18 protein-coding genes are annotated in these 19,820 nt (G+C 62.6%); 15 read left to right on the forward strand and 3 right to left on the reverse strand.

The annotated features are described in order from the left end of the window. The first annotated feature begins 12 nt into the window (after positions 1-12). From X773_RS54855 to X773_RS54875, 5 genes are all read left to right on the forward strand, one after another. Positions 13-243: a hypothetical protein gene (locus X773_RS54855; protein WP_245274703.1), complete on the forward strand. Its 231-nt coding sequence runs from the start codon at positions 13-15 to the stop codon at positions 241-243. Between the two features lie 134 nt (positions 244-377). After that, complete coding sequence (gene lnt / locus X773_RS54860; protein WP_023676894.1) at positions 378-1,964, forward strand: apolipoprotein N-acyltransferase; 1,587 nt, start codon at positions 378-380, stop codon at positions 1,962-1,964. A 137-nt stretch (positions 1,965-2,101) separates the two neighbouring features. After that, positions 2,102-2,521: a helix-turn-helix domain-containing protein gene (locus X773_RS54865; RefSeq protein WP_023676895.1), complete on the forward strand. Its 420-nt coding sequence runs from the start codon at positions 2,102-2,104 to the stop codon at positions 2,519-2,521. 329 nt (positions 2,522-2,850) lie between these two features. Next, on the forward strand, positions 2,851-4,140 hold the full coding sequence (gene metK, locus X773_RS54870; RefSeq protein ID WP_023676896.1) for a methionine adenosyltransferase: 1,290 nt from the start codon (positions 2,851-2,853) through the stop codon (positions 4,138-4,140). 11 nt (positions 4,141-4,151) lie between these two features. Then, positions 4,152-4,853, forward strand: a complete 702-nt coding sequence (locus tag X773_RS54875; protein ID WP_023676897.1) for a tRNA (guanosine(46)-N(7))-methyltransferase TrmB — start codon at positions 4,152-4,154, stop codon at positions 4,851-4,853. Between the two features lie 60 nt (positions 4,854-4,913). Here the strand turns inward: X773_RS54875 and X773_RS74545 are convergent, their stop codons facing one another. Continuing rightward, the gene (locus X773_RS74545) at positions 4,914-5,078 is read right to left on the reverse strand and encodes a hypothetical protein (RefSeq protein WP_023676898.1); all 165 of its coding nucleotides are present in this window, start codon (positions 5,076-5,078) and stop codon (positions 4,914-4,916) included. Between the two features lie 281 nt (positions 5,079-5,359). Between X773_RS74545 and rimP the strand changes: the two genes are divergently transcribed. The 10 genes from rimP to X773_RS54925 all read left to right on the forward strand — a co-directional run bounded on the left by rimP (position 5,360) and on the right by X773_RS54925 (position 17,728). Next, positions 5,360-5,992, forward strand: a complete 633-nt coding sequence (gene rimP / locus X773_RS54880; RefSeq protein WP_023676900.1) for a ribosome maturation factor RimP — start codon at positions 5,360-5,362, stop codon at positions 5,990-5,992. A 47-nt stretch (positions 5,993-6,039) separates the two neighbouring features. Then, positions 6,040-7,635 carry a transcription termination factor NusA gene (gene nusA, locus X773_RS54885; protein ID WP_023676901.1) on the forward strand — a complete coding sequence of 532 codons (1,596 nt, stop codon included), beginning with the start codon at positions 6,040-6,042 and terminating at the stop codon, positions 7,633-7,635. A 38-nt stretch (positions 7,636-7,673) separates the two neighbouring features. Next, a complete protein-coding gene (locus X773_RS54890) occupies positions 7,674-8,324 on the forward strand; it encodes an RNA-binding protein (protein WP_023676902.1) in 651 nt (216 codons plus the stop codon). Next, positions 8,321-10,888: a translation initiation factor IF-2 gene (gene infB, locus X773_RS54895; RefSeq protein ID WP_023676903.1), complete on the forward strand. Its 2,568-nt coding sequence runs from the start codon at positions 8,321-8,323 to the stop codon at positions 10,886-10,888. The genes X773_RS54890 and infB overlap by 4 nt, the downstream gene beginning before the upstream one ends. Positions 10,889-11,011: 123 nt before the next feature. Further along, the gene (rbfA, locus tag X773_RS54900; protein ID WP_023676904.1) at positions 11,012-11,437 is read left to right on the forward strand and encodes a 30S ribosome-binding factor RbfA; all 426 of its coding nucleotides are present in this window, start codon (positions 11,012-11,014) and stop codon (positions 11,435-11,437) included. Then, complete coding sequence (gene truB / locus X773_RS54905) at positions 11,437-12,390, forward strand: tRNA pseudouridine(55) synthase TruB (protein ID WP_023676905.1); 954 nt, start codon at positions 11,437-11,439, stop codon at positions 12,388-12,390. The genes rbfA and truB overlap by 1 nt, the downstream gene beginning before the upstream one ends. A 133-nt stretch (positions 12,391-12,523) precedes the next feature. Then, positions 12,524-13,618, forward strand: coding sequence for a magnesium/cobalt transporter CorA (corA, locus tag X773_RS54910; RefSeq protein ID WP_023676906.1), 1,095 nt, complete (start codon positions 12,524-12,526; stop codon positions 13,616-13,618). 140 nt (positions 13,619-13,758) lie between these two features. Beyond that, positions 13,759-14,070, forward strand: a complete 312-nt coding sequence (gene rpsO, locus X773_RS54915; protein WP_280940423.1) for a 30S ribosomal protein S15 — start codon at positions 13,759-13,761, stop codon at positions 14,068-14,070. A gap of 407 nt (positions 14,071-14,477) precedes the next feature. Then, a complete protein-coding gene (pnp, locus tag X773_RS54920; RefSeq protein ID WP_023676908.1) occupies positions 14,478-16,625 on the forward strand; it encodes a polyribonucleotide nucleotidyltransferase in 2,148 nt (715 codons plus the stop codon). An 89-nt stretch (positions 16,626-16,714) separates the two neighbouring features. Next, positions 16,715-17,728, forward strand: a complete 1,014-nt coding sequence (locus X773_RS54925) for a class I SAM-dependent methyltransferase (protein ID WP_023676909.1) — start codon at positions 16,715-16,717, stop codon at positions 17,726-17,728. 36 nt (positions 17,729-17,764) lie between these two features. On the opposite strand, the gene fabI is transcribed toward X773_RS54925, so the two are convergent. Then, positions 17,765-18,577 (reverse strand): enoyl-ACP reductase FabI, encoded by an 813-nt coding sequence (gene fabI / locus X773_RS54930; protein ID WP_023676910.1) that lies wholly within the window; start codon positions 18,575-18,577, stop codon positions 17,765-17,767. A 13-nt stretch (positions 18,578-18,590) separates the two neighbouring features. Then, complete coding sequence (gene fabB / locus X773_RS54935) at positions 18,591-19,811, reverse strand: beta-ketoacyl-ACP synthase I (RefSeq protein WP_023676911.1); 1,221 nt, start codon at positions 19,809-19,811, stop codon at positions 18,591-18,593. Positions 19,812-19,820 lie beyond the last annotated feature (9 nt).

Raw genomic sequence — 19,820 nt, forward strand, 5'->3', positions numbered from 1 at the left:
CCGCGGGCCGCATTGACATGGCTTGAAAAGGCTTTCGGCTTCGAGCCGAGCATGGTGGTCAGCGATGCTAATGGCAGGCTCGTCCATTCCGAGATGCGGTTCGGCGACGGCTATATCATCGTCGATTCCGAATGGGCCGACCATATAGCCAGCCCGGCTTCAGTTGCAGGCAAGAACACGCGCGCGATCCTGAAGGCCATGTCTGGACCTTTTCCCAGACTGTCGGCTCTGTCCCACGCGTAGAGGCTGAGCGGCTGGGCGGGCTGAAGATACAAGGCTGGCATCGATAGCTATGAGCGGACTAGGTCGCCCGGTTTGGAGCCAAGCCCGCAGCCTGATAAATCTTGCTTCCTGATTCGCACGACTCGGAAGCATAGATGGAGCGCCAGGCCGGCCGGATAATTCTGCTTTGGGGCTGGCGGCGCGCGCTAGTGGCGTTTCTTGCCGGGGCGCTGACGGTTCTTGCCCAGGCGCCTTACGATTTCTTCGCCGTCTGTTTCGTTTCGTTCCCGCTGCTGGTGTGGCTCCTCGACGGCGCGACCGGCGAAGCCTCGGACGGTTTTCTGCGGCGCTTGCGGCCGGCTTTCGCCACCGGCTGGTGGTTCGGTTTCGGCTACTTTCTTGCCGGTCTCTGGTGGGTCGGCTCGGCGCTGCTGGTCGAGGCCGACAGCTTTGCCTGGGCCTTGCCGTTCGCGGTGGTCGGCATCCCCCTCGCGCTGGCCCTCTTTTACGGTTTCGCTGCCGTGGTTGCCCGGCTGTTGTGGAGCAACGACATCGGGCGCATCGCCGCGCTCGCCTTCGGCTTTGCGCTGGCGGAATGGCTGCGCGGCTTCCTGTTCACCGGCTTTCCGTGGAATGCCGTCGGCTATGCGGCGATGCCGGTGCCTTTGCTGATGCAGAGCGTCTCGGTGACCGGCATGGTCGGCATGAACGCGCTTGCGGTCTTCGTCTTCGCGCTGCCGGCGCTGCTTGCGGCGCGCCAGCATCTTCGCCTCGGCGCGGCGTTGCTTGTCGTTCTCGTCGCCGCCCATGCCGGCTTCGGCTATATCCGGCTCGCCGCCCCCGAAAAGCCGGCCGCCCGCAGCCTTGACGTCCGTATCGTGCAGCCTGCCGTCGACCTTACGGAAAAATGGGATACCTCGGTGCGTGACCGTATCTTCGCCACCATGATGGGGCTTTCGGCCAAGGCGCCGGAACCCGGCCATGACAGGCCGCAATTGATCCTGTGGCCGGAGACGTCCGTGCCGTTTCTGTTCACCGAACGTCCGGATGCCCTGCCTGCGATCGGAGAGATGCTTGGCGATGGCCAGATGCTGGTCGCCGGCGTCGTTCGCGAGGAAGGCGGCTCGGCGGCCGGCAGCCGTTACTACAACTCTGTGGTGGCGATCGACGAAAGGGGCGAAATCGTCGATGCCGTCGACAAGGTCCACCTGGTACCCTTCGGCGAATACCTGCCTTTCGCCGATCTGCTCGGCCGCTTCGGGCTTGAGCAGCTTGTTGCCGGTCCAATGACCTTCGCGGCGGGCAATGAGCGGCATCCGATCGCGCTGCCCGGCGGTATCCGGGCGCTGCCGTTTATTTGCTATGAGGTCATCTTTCCCGATCTGGTCGCAGTTGACGCAACGTCAGCCGAGCTTATTGTGAACGTCACCAATGACGCCTGGTTCGGCGACACGCCGGGGCCGTACCAGCACTTCAGGCAGGCGCAGATCCGGGCGGTGGAGAATGGGGTGCCCCTGTTGCGCGCGGCTAATAACGGCATTTCGGCCGTTGTCGACCCGCGCGGTCGCATCGTCGACGCGCTGGCAATCGATGCACGCGGCGCGATCGATGTGCGTGTGCCGATCTCCAACCAAGCCGTCGTTTCCTCCGGCCAACGACGCATTAACGGAATGCTGATCATGTTTTTGCTTGCCGTTACGGCATGCATTTTGAACGTAAGGCAAAGGCTACGGGCGAATTGACAGCCGACACATTAGAAACTCATACTGTAAGCGCCTGAAAATTTTCGAAGTCGATAAGGTCGTTCTGTTGGGGCACGGGCCGCGGCGTCGTTTGGGCAGCAAAATAGAAAAAGCCGGAAAAATTCGGCGAGGAAAAAATGACAGAAGAAAACAAGAAAAAGCCGAATCCGATCGACATCCACGTCGGAAGCCGCATCCGGCTTCGCCGCAATATGCTGGGAATGAGCCAGGAAAAACTGGGTGAAAACCTCGGCATAACGTTCCAGCAGATCCAAAAGTACGAAAAGGGCACCAATCGCGTCGGCGCCAGCCGTTTGCAGGCAATCGCCTCCATACTCGGCGTCCCCGTCGCCTTCTTTTTCGAGGATGCGCCCGGTCAGGAGCCCGTGGGCAACCGTGGATTTGCCGAGGATGCTTCGATGACCTCCGCCGTCGAATTCTGCGGCAGCCCGGAAGGCCTCCAGCTGAATCGCGCCTTCGTCAAGATCGCCGACGTGAAAGTGCGCCGCAAGATCATCGAGCTGGTGAAGTCGCTTTCCACCGACGAAGTCGATTGACTGGCCCGTGAAGAGTTCAACAAGGAAGGGGTCGTCGTAGCTGGGCATGCAATTTCTCGCGGCTGCGCCATTGAGGGATGTTCATTCCGCAGATGCGCTGAAGCGCAGATCGATTTCGCTCGACACGCTTCCTCGAAGCCGTTTTCCTCAGTCTGTTGGTGCAAGGGCTGATCGCAGTGCGCCCTGCCGCCGTCTCGGGATGCAAAGATAATAACGTCAAAATTCATGCCAGAACGGCTGCATGGCTTGACGAGCGACGCCCGGCACCGTTAACAACTGGCGCGCCAAAATCGGCGGCCTGCCGATATTTTTTTCAAGAGGGGACACCCGTGACGCGGCACAATTACTTCTTCACCTCGGAATCCGTTGCCGAGGGCCATCCCGACAAGGTCTGCGACCGCATCTCCGACGAGATTGTCGATCTCGTCTATCGCGAAGCCAGAAAGACCGGCATGGACCCGTGGAAGGTCCGCGTTGCCTGCGAGACGCTTGCGACGACCAATCGCGTTGTCATCGCCGGCGAGGTGCGCGTCCCCGAGACGCTGCTCAAGAAGGACAAGGAGGGCAACGTCCTGAAGGATGCGGCCGGCCATCCGATTGTCAACCCGGCCAAGTTCAAGTCGGTCGCTCGCAAGGCGATCCGCGAAATCGGCTACGAGCAGGCCGGTTTCCACTGGAAGACAGCCAAGATCGAGGTCCTGCTGCACGGCCAGTCGCCGGATATCGGCCAAGGCGTCGATAACGCCTCCGACCGGCAAGGCGAGGAGGGAGCCGGCGACCAGGGCATCATGTTTGGCTATGCCTGCCGCGAAACCCCGGACCTGATGCCGGCGCCGATCTATTACAGCCACAAGATCCTCGAATTGCTGGCGGCTGCGCGCCATGAAGGCAGCGGTGATGCCGGCAGGCTTGGGCCGGATGCCAAGAGCCAGGTCACCGTCCGCTATGTCGACGGCAAAGCGGCGGAAGTGACGCAGATCGTGCTGTCGACCCAGCATCTCGATGAGACGTGGGATTCGAAGAAGGTGCGCAACGTCGTCGAGCCCTATATTCGCGAAGCACTGGGCGACCTGAAGATTGCCGACAATTGCAACTGGTACATCAATCCGACCGGCAAGTTCGTCATCGGCGGGCCTGATGGCGACGCCGGCCTGACCGGCCGCAAGATCATCGTCGACACTTATGGTGGGGCTGCGCCTCATGGCGGCGGCGCTTTTTCTGGCAAGGACACCACCAAGGTCGACCGCTCGGCGGCCTATGCGGCGCGTTATCTCGCCAAGAACGTGGTTGCCGCAAAGCTCGCCGATCGCTGCACCATCCAGCTTTCCTATGCGATCGGTGTCGCCCAGCCGCTGTCGATCTACGTCGACCTGCACGGCACCGGCAAGGTCGACGAGGCAAAACTCGAGCGTGCACTGCGCGCCGTGATGGACCTGTCGCCGTCCGGCATCCGCCGCCACCTCGATCTCAACAAGCCGATCTATGCCAAGACGTCGTCCTACGGCCATTTTGGCCGCAAGGCCGGCCGCGACGGATCCTTCTCCTGGGAGAAGACCGATCTCGCCAAGGCGCTCAAGGACGCTCTCGCCGAACCGGTCGCCGAAGCAGTCGCCGCCTAACCGCGGCGCCTATGGATCCGAAGGACCGGCCAAGCCGTGCGACCGAGGCCTTTTTCGGTCGCCGGCGCGGCAAGACCATTCGACCACAACAGGCAGCGGCGCTGGAGAGCGGCTTCGCCGCCTACAGGCTCGATCTGACGGTTGAACCGCCGGCCGACTTGCGCAGCCTTTTCGAAGCCGAAGTTTCGGCTGTCCAGCTCGAAATCGGTTTTGGCGGCGGCGAACATCTTCTGCACCGTGCTACGGCCAGCCAGGCGACCGGCTTTATCGGCGTCGAGCCTTTCGTCAACGGCATGGCCAAGATGATGATAGCGGTCCGGGAGCGGCCGCTTGCCAATCTGCGCGTCTATGACGACGACGCCACACGTCTGCTGGACTGGCTGCCGCAGGCTTCGCTTGACGGCATTGATCTTCTCTATCCGGATCCGTGGCCGAAGAAGAAGCACTGGAAGCGGCGCTTCGTCAGCCCGGTCAATCTCGACCGCTTCGCGCGCGTCCTGAAGCACGGCGGAAAGTTCCACTTTGCGTCCGATATCGACAGCTATGTGAACTGGACGCTCCTGCATTGCCGGGCGCACGACGCCTTCACGTGGCAGGCAAGCGAAGCAGCCGACTGGCACCGGCCCTATGATGGCTGGCCGGGGACGCGCTATGAGGCCAAGGCCATTCGCGAAGGCCGACGGCCCGCCTATCTCACCTTCGTGCGGAAATAAGCGGGAAATTAGAGCTGAGCACAAGGCGAGCGGGCCGAAGGCTCTCGGCGCTCACTTGGCTCAGAAGCGACGGATCTTGTCGAAGGCTGCCGGCTCCATGCCGAGATTGCGCAGATCACGCGCACGCGGCTTGCGACCGCTTTCCACAGCCCGCGACGCGGCTACGGCGCTGCCGAACACGCTAAAGACATCGCCTATGGCTGAAAAAAATCCACGATTGTTCATGATGGTACCCTTTCGAGCGCAGTGAGCGCTCCAATTGTGCAATGCAACATAGATAGTCGTGCGTGGCCGGTGCTCAAAGGGGGATCACTGCATGGGCGCCATGCATTTGGCGCAGCGCTGCGGACTCGGAGCCTTGCCGTCATGCAGGACGGGCTTGAAACGAGGACCACGATCGTCTATATCAGCTTCAAATTCTTGGTCGCTATGACGAAGAGTGGGTCCACCCGGTCCCGCTCTTTTTTATTACCTGCCGACCAACAGAAATCGAGTGACAGGACCGAATGACAGTGACGGCAAGCGAAGGCGACGACCGCATCATCCGCGAAAGCGGCATCGATGCGCGCATCGCGCTGATCGTTCAGCCGGTACTGCGCGCCATTGGCTTCCGCTTGGTACGTGTGCACCTGTCGGGCCAGAACGGGCTGACGCTGCAGATCATGGCCGAGCGCGAGGACGGCACGATGACGGTCGAGGATTGTGAAGAGGTCAGCCGGGCGGTGTCGCCGGCGCTCGATGTCGATGATCCGATCGAGAAGGCTTATCATCTCGAAGTGTCGTCGCCGGGCATCGACCGGCCGCTGGTCCGCAAATCGGACTTTGCAGCCTGGACCGGCCATCTGGTGAAGATGGAAACGTCGGTTCTCGTCGCCGACCGTAAGCGCTTCAAGGGCAAGATCGCCGAAAGCGACGCGGACGGTGTGCTGATCGAGCGTGACAAGGCCGCTTACGGCGAGGAGCCGACGGTACGTGTTCCCTACGATGCGATTGCCGAAGCGCGGCTGATTCTGACCGACGACCTTATCCGCGATGCGCTGTCGAAGGACAATCGGGCGCGCAAGGAAGCCAGGAAACGCCGCGGCGAACCCGAAGACGCACCAGAGGGTGCGGAAGACGAAACCGAACAGGAAATGTGATTGGGCTGCCGGCCGTAAAGGTCGGCAACAAGCTCGGGAGAAAGAAGATGGTTGTAAGCGCCAACAGGCTTGAACTGCTGCAGATCGCCGATGCGGTCGCGCGTGAAAAGTCGATCGACAAGTCGATCGTCATCGCCGCCATGGCCGATGCGATCCAGAAGGCCGCGCGCTCGCGCTACGGCCAGGAAACCAATATCCGCGCCGACATCAATGCCAACACCGGCGAGATGAAGCTGCAGCGGCTGATGGAAGTGGTCGAGAAGGTCGATGACTACGCGACGCAGATTGCCATTTCCTCGGCGCGCGAGCGCAATCCGGACGCCCAGCTCGGCGATTTCATTGCCGAACAGCTACCGCCGATGGATTTTGGCCGCATCGCCGCCCAGTCCGCCAAGCAGGTCATCGTGCAGAAGGTGCGCGAGGCCGAGCGCGACCGGCAATATGACGAATACAAGGACCGTATCGGCGAGATCGTCAACGGTACCGTCAAGCGCGTCGAATACGGCAACGTCATCGTCGATCTCGGCCGCGGCGAGGCGATCATCCGCCGCGACGAGCTGATTCCGCGCGAAAACTACAAATATGGCGATCGCGTCCGCGCCTATGTCTATGACGTGCGCCGCGAACAGCGCGGCCCGCAGATCTTCCTGTCGCGCACCCATCCGCAGTTCATGGCGAAGCTGTTCACCATGGAAGTGCCGGAAATCTACGACGGCATCATCGAGATCAAGTCGGTCGCCCGCGATCCGGGTTCGCGCGCCAAGATCGCTGTCATCTCGCGCGACAGCTCCATCGATCCGGTCGGCGCCTGCGTCGGCATGCGCGGCAGCCGCGTCCAGGCGGTCGTCGGTGAATTGCAGGGCGAGAAGATCGACATCATTCCGTGGTCGCCTTCGGCCGCGTCCTTCATTGTCAATGCGTTGCAGCCGGCGGAAGTCGCCAAGGTCGTGCTCGACGAGGATGCCGAGCGCATCGAGGTCGTCGTTCCCGACGATCAGCTGTCGCTGGCCATCGGCCGCCGCGGCCAGAACGTCCGTCTTGCCTCGCAGCTCACCGGCTGGGATATCGACATCCTGACCGAGCAGGAAGAGAGCGAACGCCGCCAGAAGGAATTCGTCGAACGGTCGTCGCTGTTCATGGAAGCCCTCGACGTCGACGAGATGGTCGGCCAGGTGCTCGCTTCCGAAGGCTTCACCAGCGTCGAGGAGGTCGCGTATGTCGACTCCGGCGAAATCGCGTCGATCGACGGCTTCGACGAGGACACGGCTTCGGAAATCCAGACCCGCGCCCGCGAATATCTGGAGAAGATCGAAGCCGAGCATGACGAGAAGCGCAAGGCGCTCGGCGTCAAGGACGAGCTGCGCGAGATTCCCGGCATCACCACCGCCATGATGGTGACGCTCGGCGAGGACGGCGTGAAGACGATCGAGGATTTCGCCGGCTACGCCGCCGACGACCTGACCGGTTGGAAGGAACGCAAGGACGGCGAGACGAAGGTATTCCCGGGTGTGCTCGCCAACCACGGCGTATCACGCGCCGATGCCGAGCAGATGGTCCTGGCCGCTCGCCTGAAGGCTGGCTGGATCACCGAAGACGAGCTTGCCGCCGAGGGCGTGCCGGCTGACGAAACCGTCGGTGCGTGAGGTGAAACCGCATCGCACCGAACCCGCCCTTCGACGAGATGAACGATCGCACCTGCATCGTCACCCGCAGGCAAGCCGAACCGGATGAACTGATCCGTTTCGTCGTCGGCCCGGATTCGGCCGTCGTTCCGGACATCAAGAGAAACCTGCCCGGCCGCGGTTGCTGGGTGACGGCCGACCGCCTACATATAGAAAAGGCAGCGGCCAAAAACCTGTTTGCCCGTGCTTTTAAGGCGCAGGTGAGCGTGCCGGCCGATCTTGGCGGCATGGTCGACGCGCTGCTTTCCAGGTCCGCTCTGGGCATGCTTGGCCTGGCCCGCAAGGCGGGCGCCATAGCGCTCGGAGCGACCAAGGTCGAGAGCGCCGTGCGCGGCGGACTTGCACTTTTCGTGCTCCACGCGATCGAGGCTTCCGACGATGGCGTCCGCAAGATAAGCCAGGCGCGGCGGGCAACCGTCCACCTCGGCGGGCCTGCGATCCGCGCTTACAAACTTTTCTCCGAGGCCGAGTTGAGCTTGGCATTGGGGGGTACAAATGTGATACATGCTGCCGTTCTCGCGGGAGACGCGGGCAGGGCGGTCCAGAAGCGCATGGTTGCGCTCGACCGATATCGGGGCGGTTCCCCGGACGATCTGGCAATGCTTGCGGCCGTTGCTGACGAAGATGATGCCGCAGAGGATATGGAATGAGCGATACGAAATCGGGCGACGACAAGACGCTGAGTGTTACGCCGAAGAAGACCTTGACGCTGAAGCGCCCCGGTATGGAACAGGGCACGGTGCGCCAGAACTTCTCGCACGGCCGCACCAAGTCGGTGGTCGTCGAGACCAAGAAGCGCAAGTTCTCGCTGCCCGGCGACAAGCCGGAGCCGGCGGCAGCGCCTGTGTCCGTCTTCACGCCGAAGCCGGTCGCGGCAGCGCCTGCCGTGCAGGAAGCTCCCAAGGCGCCTCCCCCTCCGCCGCCGGTCGAACGCGGCGGCATGGTGCTGAACGAGTTGTCGCGCCAGGAAATGGAAGCACGCCGCCGGGCTCTCGAGGGCTCGAAGGTCCGCGATGTCGAGGATCGCCAGCGCGCCATCGAGGAAGCCAAGCGCCGCAGCGAGGACGAAGAGCGCCGCCGCCGCGAGCGCGAGGAATCGGCTCGCCGTCAGGCCGAGGAAGAGGCACGGCTGCAAGCCGAGGCCGAATCCCGCCGCCGTGCCGAGGAAGAGGCGCGCCGCCGTGCGCCGCTCGCCGCCGAACTGGCAACAGTCGATGACGAGGAAGAGGTCAAACCGAAGCGGACCGGTGCCGGCGCACCAGTGCGCCGTCTGGTCACGCCGGAAGTGGCGCGTCCGGCCAAACCGACCAAGGGCGAGGAAGACCGCCGCCGCGGCAAGCTGACGCTGAATTCGGCGCTTTCCGACGAGGATGCGCGCGCCCGCTCGCTCTCGTCGATGCGCCGCCGTCAGGAGAAATTCAAGCGCGCGTTGCATAACGAGCCACGCGAGAAAGTCATGCGTGAAGTGATCCTGCCCGAAACCATCACCATCCAGGAGCTGGCGCAGCGCATGTCCGAGCGCGCTGTCGACGTGGTCAAGTTCTTCATGAAGCAGGGCCAGATCCTGAAGCCTGGTGACGTCATCGACGCCGACACGGCCGAACTCGTCGCCACCGAATTTGGCCACACGGTCCGCCGCGTCGCCGAGTCCGACATCGAAGAGGGCTTGTTCAACATCGCCGATCGTCCCGAGGACCTGCAGCCGCGTCCGCCGGTGGTAACGATCATGGGCCATGTCGATCACGGCAAGACCTCGTTGCTCGATGCCATCCGCAATGCCAACGTCGTCTCCGGCGAGGCCGGCGGCATTACCCAGCATATCGGCGCCTATCAGGTCGAGAAGAACGGTCACAAGGTTACCTTCATCGACACGCCCGGCCACGCCGCCTTCACGGCGATGCGTGCCCGCGGTGCCCAGGCGACCGATATCGCCATCCTCGTGGTGGCAGCTGACGACAGCGTCATGCCGCAGACGATCGAATCGATCAATCACGCCAAGGCGGCCGGCGTTCCGATCATTGTGGCGATCAACAAGATCGACAAGCATGACGCCGACCCGCAGAAGGTGCGTTCGGAACTGCTGCGCCACGAGGTGTTCGTCGAATCCATGGGCGGTGAGGTGCTGGATGTCGAGGTGTCGGCGACCAAGGGCATCAATCTCGACAAGTTGCTCGAAGCGATCCTGCTGCAGGCCGAAATCCTCGACCTGAAGGCCAATCCGGACCGCACCGCCGAAGGCGTGGTCATCGAAGCCCAGCTCGACAAGGGCCGCGGCCCAGTCGCTACCGTGCTGGTGCAGACCGGCACGTTGATGCCGGGCGACATTCTCGTCGCCGGCAACGAATGGGGCCGGGTACGCGCGCTCGTCAATGATCGCGGCGAGCAGGTCAAGGAAGCGCCGCCGGCAATGCCGGTGGAGGTGCTCGGCCTGCAAGGCACGCCGCAGGCCGGCGACCGCTTCGCCGTGGTCAACAACGAGGCCCGCGCCCGCGAGATCACCGAATACCGCCAGCGTCTGGCACGCGAGAAGGCGGTTGCCAGGCATGCCGGCCAGCGCGGTTCGCTGGAGCAGATGATGTCGCAGTTGCAGACCAGCGGACTGAAAGAATTCCCGCTGGTTATCAAGGGCGACGTGCAGGGTTCGATCGAGGCGATCAACGCGGCGCTGGACAATCTCGGCACCGACGAGGTGCGTGCGCGCATCGTCCATGCGGGAGCCGGCGGTATCACCGAAAGCGACGTGTCGCTGGCGGAGACCTCGGGGGCCGCGATCATCGGCTTCAACGTTCGCGCCAATGTGCAGGCGCGTGCGGCAGCGGCCGCGGCAGGCATCGAGATCCGCTACTACTCCATCATCTACAATCTCGTGGATGACGTGAAGGCGGCGCTCTCCGGCCTGCTCTCGCCGGAGCGTCGCGAGACCTTCATCGGCAATGCCGAGATCCTCGAGATCTTCGACATCACCAAGGTCGGCAAGATCGCCGGCTGCCGTGTCACCGAAGGCAAGGTCGAGCGTGGTGCGGGCGTGCGCCTGATCCGCGACAACGTCGTCATCCACGAAGGCACGCTGAAGACCCTGAAGCGCTTCAAGGACGAGGTTTCGGAAGTTCCGGGCGGCCAGGAATGCGGCATGGCCTTCCAGAACTACGAGGACATGCGCGTCGGTGACGTCATCGAGTGCTTCCGCGTCGAGATGGTGACCAGGACGCTCTGAGCTCGAACGTTCGAGTTCGGGCATCCATCGAGACCGGGCGGTGGTCGAAAGACCGCCGCCCAAACCATATGAGACATGTGGTGCGGTCCTATCCCGCGCCCCACGATTTCAGGATAGAGAAAAATGCCCCGTTCAATCACATCAGGCCCATCCCAGCGCATGCTTCGCGTAGGCGAGCAGGTGCGCCATGCTCTGTCGGAAACCTTGCAGCGCGGCGAGATCCTCGATCCGCTGATCGAGAACACGGTGGTTTCGGTCTCGGAAGTGCGCATGTCGCCCGATCTCAAGATCGCCACCGCCTTCGTTTCGCCGCTCGGCGCCAAGGATGCCGGGGCGGTGATCGAGGCGCTCAACAAGCATGCGAAGTTCGTGCGCGGCCGCGTCTCCGGCGCGCTGCGCCAGATGAAGTACATGCCGGAATTCCGCTTCCGGCTCGACACCAGCTACGACAATTTCCAGAAGATAAACGAGTTGCTGCACTCGCCCGAAGTGGCGCGCGATCTCAGCGCCGACGACAAAGACAAAGACGACCGGAAGGACAGCGAATAGTGGCGCGTCGCGGCAAGAAGAAGGGCCGGCCGATCTCGGGCTGGCTGGTACTGGACAAGCCGGTCGGCATGGGCTCGACTGAAGCCGTCTCCAAGATCAAATGGCTGTTCCAGGCGGAAAAGGCCGGCCATGCCGGCACGCTCGACCCGCTGGCGTCCGGCATGCTGCCGATCGCGCTCGGCGAAGCGACCAAGACCGTGCCATACGTCCAGGACGGCGCCAAGGTCTACCGCTTCACGGTTGCCTGGGGCGAGGAGCGTTCGACCGACGACCTCGAAGGCCCGGCGACCAAAAGCTCGGACCGCCGTCCGGCGGAAGCCGACGTACGGGCGCTGCTTTCGAAATATACCGGCGTCATCATGCAGACGCCGCCGCAATTTTCGGCGATCAAGATCGCCGGCGAGCGCGCCTACGACCTTGCCCGCGATGGCGAGACGATCGACATTCCGGCACGCGAGGTCGAGATCGGCCGGCTCGATCTGGTCGAGCACATGGCCGATCGCACCATCTTCGAGGTCGAATGCGGCAAGGGCACCTATGTCCGCTCGCTGGCGCGCGACATGGGCCGCGACCTTGGCTGCTTTGGTCACATCGCCGAGCTGCGGCGGGTCGAGGTCGAGCCGTTCACGCAGGAAGATTTCGTTACGCTGGCCGAGCTGGAAGCCGCCCGCTTCGGCGAGCAGGGCGAGCCGCAAGCAGCAGACGCCCCGATCGACTTCGGTGCCATCGATGCACTTCTGGTCGACACCGCCGCGGCGCTCGAATGCCTGCCGCAGGTCGCGATCAGCGATGATGCGGCAACCAAAATCCGCCTCGGCAATCCGGTCATCATTCGCGGCCGTGACGCGCCGGTAGAAGCGGAGGAGGCCTGCGCCACCGCGCGCGGCAAGCTGGTCGCCATCGGCGCCATCGAGCAAGGCATGTTCAAGCCAAAGCGGGTCTTTATCGGGTAACAGCTGTCTCTCGGCGCATGATCTCCAACCGGATTCTATTTTGGGAAAGGATCATGCGCTAAATCAACAGGGCGACGGCGTCGTTTGCCGTCCGAAGGGATGCGCGGCACCGACGCTGCATTCGAGGGGGCACATGGCAAAGGCTGAGACGGGCAGGAAGCGGGCGGTGCTCAACACACGGCGGCCGCCCGTCGGGGCTTCGCCCGGCACGCTGATCGCCGACCCGGCGGCACGCCGTTCCGAGCTTAGGCTGACATTGATCTCGCCCGAAAAGTTCAAGACCATCGACAATGCCAGCATCGACGACGTCAACACCCATTGCCACAATTGGCCGGTTATCTGGCTCGATTGCACAGGCCTCGCCAACATCCAGCTGATCGAGGAGATCGGCCGGATCTTCAACCTGCATCCGTTGGCGCTGGAAGATGTCGTCAACACCGGCCAGCGGCCGAAGGTGGATTTCTTCGAGGACCATGCCTTTGTCGTCGTCAGGATGATCGACGATGTCACCGCGCATCGCTACGAACAGATCGCCGTCTTCTTCGGCAGGAACTTCGTCGTCACCTTCCAGGAACGCGAAGGCGACCCGTTCGATCCCGTGCGCAAGCGGATCGCAAGCTCGGTGCCCAACCGCTTGCGCTCGCGCGGCGCCGACTATCTCGCCTATGCTTTGATCGACGCCATCGTTGACAGCTATTTCCCGCCGATCGAGGCTGCCGGCGAATTGGTCGACAGCATTGAGGACCAGATGCTGAACCAGGCGCACAAGCATCAGATGCGGCAGCTTCACGAATTGCGGCGCGATGCCAATGTGCTGAAGGGCGTGCTTTGGCCGATGCGCGACGCGCTGGCGACCATGATCCGCAACGACGTCTCTTATGTGAAGGCCGAAACCAAGATATTTCTGAACGACACGCTCGATCATTCGCTGCGATTGATCGAACTGGTCGAAACCCAGCGCGACATGCTGACCGGCCTGATCGAGATGCACTTGTCGCTCAGCCAGGCGCGCACCAACGACGTCATCAGCTATCTGACGATCGTCTCGGTGATCTTCATGCCGCTTACCTTTCTCGTCGGCGTATGGGGCATGAATTTCGACCCCGACACCTCGCCCTGGAACATGCCGGAGCTGAAAGCCTATTACGGCTATCCCCTGTCGCTCGTCTTCATGGCGCTTGTTGCGGTCGGGCTCTTTGCGTACTTCAAATGGAAGAAATGGCTCTGACTAGGCGGAAGTGCCCGTTTATGCAGCAAAAAGCCGGCTTGTGAATTAGGCTGGCCTTTTTGTCGGAATTGCACTATATGCGCCGCAGCCTCGCGCTTTGACGCGTTGCTTGCACCGGCCCCTGCTGGACGACATCCCGGCTGAGGGCGTCCCGTTTCCTCAAACAGACAAGGAAAAACACGATGTCGATTACTGCCGAACGCAAGAAGGAATTGATGGGCGAATTCGCTACCGCCAAGGGCGATACCGGGTCTCCGGAAGTCCAGGTGGCCATCCTTTCGGAGCGCATCAAGAACCTGACCGACCATTTCAAGGACCACAAGAAGGATAACCATTCCCGCCGTGGTCTGCTCGCTCTCGTTTCCCAGCGCCGCAGCCTGCTTGATTATCTCAAGCGCAAGGACGACGCGCGCTATCAGACGCTGATCGAGAAGCTCGGTCTGCGCCGTTGACGAATTGACCGGCGGGTTCTTTCGAGAGCCCGCCGGTCGCGCATTGGAGCATCGGGTCATCCAAGGCTCCATGAAGGAAGTAGAGCGCCGCGCATCGGTTTGGATGCGCAAAGGACGCTCTGAAGTTTAGATTTGCGCAGGATATTTTCCGAAAACCTGGTTTTCGGGTTCACGCGCAAGGCCACTCGGATCGATTGGCCAACCCGGTTTCGAAACAGCAGAGGGCCGCTCGAAACCGCCCATGGACGGTCATGGGGCAGGATTGCAGGACGCTCGTGCGGCACCGCGCCGAATAAACCGAGCCTCCCGTTGTCTTGCCCGTGGCTGCCCGAGAAAGGAAGCCAAGGGAAAGGGGCATCCGCGCACGCTGAAACGGCGCGGCCCTTTCCGCATATGAAGGACAAGACATGTTCAATTACCACAAAGTGGAAATCGAATGGGGCGGCCGTCCGCTCATTCTCGAAACCGGCAAGATCGCGCGTCAGGCTGATGGCGCGGTGCTGGCCACCTACGGCGAAACCAAGGTTCTCGCCACCGTCGTCTCGATGAAAGAGCCGAAGCCCGGCCTCGACTTCTTTCCGCTGACGGTCAACTACCAGGAAAAGACTTACGCCGCCGGCAAGATCCCGGGTGGCTATTTCAAGCGGGAAGGCCGTCCGAGCGAGAAGGAAACGCTGGTTTCCCGCCTGATCGACCGCCCGATCCGCCCGCTCTTCGCCGAAGGCTACAAGAACGACACCCAGATCGTCGTCACCGTCGTCCAGCACGATCTCGAAAATGACCCGGACATCCTGTCGATCGTCGCCACCTCCGCCGCCCTGACCTTGTCCGGCGTGCCGTTCATGGGCCCGGTTGGCGGCGCCCGAGTCGGCTACATCAACGGCGAATATGTGCTCAACCCGCATGTCGACGAGATGCAGGAATCGAAGCTCGACCTGGTCGTCGCCGGCACCGCCGACGCCGTGCTGATGGTCGAGTCCGAAGCCAAGGAACTCGGCGAGGACCTTATGCTCGGCGCCGTCATGTTCGGCCACAGGGGCTTCCAGCCGGTGATCGACGCGATCATCAAGCTGGCTGAAGTCGCGGCAAAGGACCCGCGCGACTTCAACGCGCCAGACTATTCCGCACTTGAAGCCGAGATGCTCAAGATCGTCGAAGGCGAGCTTCGCGACGCCTACAAGATCACCGACAAGCAGAAGCGCTATGCCGCCGTCGACGCCGTCAAGGCGAAGGTCAAGGCCGCGTTCGCACCGGCAGAAGGCGAAGAGGCCAAATACACGTCCGAACAGATCGGCACCGTGTTCAAGGAGCTCCAGGCCAAGGTCGTGCGCTGGAACATCCTCGACACCGGCTCGCGCATCGACGGCCGCGACCTGAAGACGGTCCGCAAGATCGTCTCGGAAGTCGGCGTCCTGCCGCGCACGCACGGCTCGGCGCTGTTCACTCGCGGCGAGACCCAGGCGCTGGTCGTCGCCACGCTCGGCACCGGCGAGGACGAGCAGTATGTCGATTCGTTGACCGGCATGTACAAGGAGAAGTTCCTCCTGCACTACAACTTCCCTCCCTATTCGGTCGGTGAAACCGGCCGCATGGGTTCGCCGGGCCGCCGCGAAATCGGCCATGGCAAGCTCGCCTGGCGCGCCATCCGGCCGATGCTTCCGACCGCCGACCAGTTCCCCTATACGTTGCGCGTCGTTTCGGAGATCACCGAGTCCAATGGCTCGTCGTCGATGGCTACCGTCTGCGGCACCTCGCTGGCTCTGATGGACGCGGGCGTGCCGCTTGCCAAGCCGGTCGCCGGCATTGCGATGGGCCTGATCAAGGAAGGCGAGCGCTTCGCCGTGCTCTCCGACATCCTTGGCGACGAGGACCACCTCGGCGACATGGACTTCAAGGTTGCGGGCACCGCCTACGGCATCACCTCGCTGCAGATGGACATCAAGATCGAGGGCATCACCGAGGAGATCATGAAGATCGCCCTCGACCAGGCCAAGGATGGCCGTCAGTACATTCTCGGCGAAATGGCCCACGCGCTGTCCGGCGCACGTGCCGAGCTCGGCGAGTTCGCGCCGCGCATCGAGGTCATGCACATCCCGACCGACAAGATCCGCGACGTGATCGGCTCGGGCGGCAAGGTCATCCGCGAGATCGTCGAAAAGACCGGCGCCAAGATCAACATCGAGGACGACGGCACCGTCAAGATCGCCTCGGCCAATGCCAAGGAGATCGAGGCGGCGAAGAAGTGGATACACACCATCGTCGCCGAGCCGGAAGTCGGTGAAATCTACGAAGGCACGGTCGTCAAGACCGCCGACTTCGGCGCTTTCGTCAATTTCTTCGGTCCGCGTGACGGCCTCGTCCACATCTCGCAACTCGCCAATGACCGCGTCGCCAAGACCTCCGATGTGGTCAAGGAAGGCGACAAGGTCTGGGTCAAGCTGATGGGCTTCGACGAGCGCGGCAAGGTCCGCCTGTCGATGAAGGTCGTCGACCAGGCCACCGGCAAGGAAATCGTGCGCGACAAGAAGAGCGAAGGCGAAGAAAACGCCGCCTAAGCTGATCTAACTATGCAATCGAAGCGGGCGCGCCGGAAGGTCGCGCCCGTTTGCGTTTCAACAACAGCCTTGCAGTTCAAGAGTGGTGAATGTCCGCCGAGCCGCTGAAAACGCTTTTCCATCCGTTCGAGGCCGGTGCTGTTTCCCTGCCACGAAAGGATGAACGGATACTCTTTCTCGGTGCCGAGCCCGGCTTTCGCTTGCCGGAAGGGTTTGATGCCAAGCTTCATCTTGTCCAAGGCTTCAGGCCGCACTTTCGCGCCTTGCAGGCGTCCGGCTTCGCGGTCACACCGCAGGTCGAAGGCGAGGCTTTCGACGCGGCATTTGTGCTCGCTGGCCGCCATCGCGGCCAAAACGAGTTGCGCGTTGCCGAAGCGGTCGAACGCGCAGCACCAGGCGGGTTGATCGTTGTCGCCGGCAGCAAGGACGATGGAATCGCCAGCCTGCGCAAGCATGTCGGCGCCCTTGTGCCGCTCGAAGACCACCTGCCGAAGCATCACGGCATTGCCTTCTGGTTTCGCCGGCCGGCCGATACCGTTGCCGCGGCAACGCTTCGCGCCGCCAATCCGGACTTGGTGGTCGAGGACCGCTTCGGCACGGCCCCAGGCATGTTTTCCTTCGACAAGATCGATGCCGGATCGAAGCTGCTGGTCGAAAATCTGCCCAACGATCTGCGTGGCAGCGTTGCGGATTTCTGTGCCGGTTGGGGCTATGTCGCCGCCGAAGTCGCCGCCCGCTCACCCGGCATATCGGCGCTTGACCTTTACGAAGCGGATTTCGAGGCGCTGGAGGCGGCCAAGGCCAATGTCGGCAACACAGGCGTGGGGCCACGTTTCTTCTGGATAGATCTTTTGAGCGAACCGGTCGAGCGCCGCTACGACGTGGTCGTCATGAACCCGCCCTTTCACCGCAGCCGGGCGACTGAGCCGGAAATCGGTGCCGGCATGATCCGCGCGGCAGGCAAGGCGCTGAAGCCCGGCGGCCGGCTGTTCATGGTGGCAAACCGTCAGCTTCCCTACGAACCGGTGCTGGCGGCCGCCTTCTCCAGCCATGCGGAGCTCGCCCGCGACGGCATGTTCAAGGTCTTATCGGCGCGACGCTGAAATCCTGCGGGGCAAGCCGGCGATACGTCGCTCGCGCTATTCCCGCCCGCCGTCGGTCTGCTTCAATTCGTCAAGCGTCGGCATGGAAACGATGTGATAGCCGGAATCGACATAGTGGATTTCGCCGGTGACGCCGGATGACAGGTCGGACAGCAAATAGAGCGCGGAGCCGCCGACTTCGTCGATCGTCACTGTACGACGTAGCGGCGAGTTGCGCTGCTGGTAGGAGAACATGTGGCGTGCGTCGGAAATCCCGGCGCCCGCAAGCGTCCGTACCGGTCCCGCCGATATGCCGTTCACCCTGATGCCGCGCGGGCCGTAGTCGTTGGCGAGATAGCGGACGCTGGCCTCCAGCCCCGCCTTGGCGACACCCATAACGTTGTAGTTCGGCATGACACGGACCGAACCAGCATAGGTCAGCGTGATCATCGAACCGCTATCCTTCATCAATGTGGCGGCGTGACGGGCGATCTCGGTGAAGGAGTAGCAGGAGATCACCATTGTGCGGATGAAGTTGTCGCGGCTCGTGTCGGCGTAGAGGCCTTTCAGCTCGTTCTTGTCGGAAAAGCCGATGGCATGGACGACGAAATCCAGCCCGCCCCACGCCTTCCCCAAAGTCTCGAAAGTCGCGGCGACCGACACGCTGTCCTCGACGTCGCAAGGCACCACCAGGGATGCGCCCAATTTCTCGGCGAGCGGCTTGACCCGGCGCCCGAAGGCCTCGCCCTGATAGGTGAAGGCGAGGTCCGCGCCATGTTCGGACAGTTTGCGGGCGATACCCCAGGCGATCGAATGATCGTTGGCAACACCCATGACAAGCCCGCGCTTGCCCTTCATCAATCCGTCCATGGTCGGCAAATCCTTATGCGGAATAGCGCTGGAAAATCAGCGTTGCGTTGGTGCCACCGAAACCGAACGAATTGGACAAAACGGTGTCGATCCTTGCATCGTCGATGCGCTTGCGCACGATCGGCATGCCCTCGAATTCCGGATCGAGGTTCTCAATGTGGGCGCTCTCGCCGATGAAGCCGCCTTGCATCATCAGGATCGAGTAGATCGATTCCTGCACGCCGGCGGCGCCCAGAGAATGGCCGGTTAGCGATTTGGTCGACGTGATGAAAGGCATCTTCTCGCCGAACACCTCGCGGATGGCGCCCATTTCCTTGGAGTCGCCGACCGGCGTCGAGGTGCCGTGCGTATTGATGTAGTCGACCGGCGAGGACACCGTTGCGAGCGCCTGCTTCATGCAGCGCGCCGCGCCTTCGCCCGACGGCGCCACCATGTCGTAGCCGTCCGATGTCGCGCCATAGCCGACGATCTCGGCATAGATCTTGGCGCCGCGTGCCTTGGCATGCTCGAGCTCTTCAAGAATCAGCACGCCGGCGCCGCCGGCAATGACGAAACCGTCGCGATCGACGTCGTAGGCGCGTGAGGCGACCGATGCCCTGTCGTTGAACTTGGACGACATGGCGCCCATGGCATCGAAGAGATCCGACATCGTCCAGTCGAGATCCTCATGGCCGCCGGCGAAGACGATGTCCTGCTTGCCCCACTGGATCAGCTCGTAGCCATTGCCGATGCAATGCGCAGACGTCGAGCAGGCCGATGAGATCGAATAGTTGACGCCGTGGATCTTGAACCAGGTGGCAAGCGTCGCCGACGCGGTCGACGACATCGCTTTTGGCACCGCGAACGGCCCGATCCGCTTGGGGCTGCCGTTTTTGATCGTGGTCTCGGCCGCCTCGACGATTGCACGGGTCGACGGTCCGCCGGAGCCCATCACGATACCGGTGCGCTCGTTGGTGATGTCGGCCTCGTCGAGGCCGGCGTCTGCGATCGCCTGGTCCATTGCGACATGGTTCCAGGCAGCACCCTGCGACAGGAACCGCATGGCGCGACGGTCGATCATGCCCGATGGGTCCAGCGTCGGCGCACCCCACACCCGGCAACGGAAGCCATGCTCGGCGAAAGAGTCGGAGAAGCTGATGCCGGATCTGGCATCGTGCAGCGAGGTCTGCACCTCGTTGGCATTGTTGCCTATCGACGACACGATGCCGAGACCTGTGACTACGACCCGTCTCATTCGCAACTC

Origin of the sequence: Mesorhizobium sp. LSJC280B00 (assembly GCF_000502835.1) — a bacterium.
GTDB lineage: Bacteria > Pseudomonadota > Alphaproteobacteria > Rhizobiales > Rhizobiaceae > Mesorhizobium.

Coding starts and splice junctions, on each gene's coding strand:
- corA (WP_023676906.1), top strand. CDS start 12,524: ATGGCAAAGGCTGAGACGGGCAGGAAGCGGGCGGTGCTCAACACACGG.
- X773_RS54875 (WP_023676897.1), top strand. CDS start 4,152: ATGGATCCGAAGGACCGGCCAAGCCGTGCGACCGAGGCCTTTTTCGGT.
- nusA (WP_023676901.1), top strand. CDS start 6,040: ATGGTTGTAAGCGCCAACAGGCTTGAACTGCTGCAGATCGCCGATGCG.
- fabI (WP_023676910.1), bottom strand. CDS start 18,577: ATGGACGGATTGATGAAGGGCAAGCGCGGGCTTGTCATGGGTGTTGCC.
- X773_RS74545 (WP_023676898.1), bottom strand. CDS start 5,078: ATGAACAATCGTGGATTTTTTTCAGCCATAGGCGATGTCTTTAGCGTG.
- X773_RS54865 (WP_023676895.1), top strand. CDS start 2,102: ATGACAGAAGAAAACAAGAAAAAGCCGAATCCGATCGACATCCACGTC.
- infB (WP_023676903.1), top strand. CDS start 8,321: ATGAGCGATACGAAATCGGGCGACGACAAGACGCTGAGTGTTACGCCG.
- X773_RS54890 (WP_023676902.1), top strand. CDS start 7,674: ATGAACGATCGCACCTGCATCGTCACCCGCAGGCAAGCCGAACCGGAT.
- lnt (WP_023676894.1), top strand. CDS start 378: ATGGAGCGCCAGGCCGGCCGGATAATTCTGCTTTGGGGCTGGCGGCGC.
- rimP (WP_023676900.1), top strand. CDS start 5,360: ATGACAGTGACGGCAAGCGAAGGCGACGACCGCATCATCCGCGAAAGC.
- rbfA (WP_023676904.1), top strand. CDS start 11,012: ATGCCCCGTTCAATCACATCAGGCCCATCCCAGCGCATGCTTCGCGTA.
- X773_RS54925 (WP_023676909.1), top strand. CDS start 16,715: ATGTCCGCCGAGCCGCTGAAAACGCTTTTCCATCCGTTCGAGGCCGGT.
- pnp (WP_023676908.1), top strand. CDS start 14,478: ATGTTCAATTACCACAAAGTGGAAATCGAATGGGGCGGCCGTCCGCTC.
- fabB (WP_023676911.1), bottom strand. CDS start 19,811: ATGAGACGGGTCGTAGTCACAGGTCTCGGCATCGTGTCGTCGATAGGC.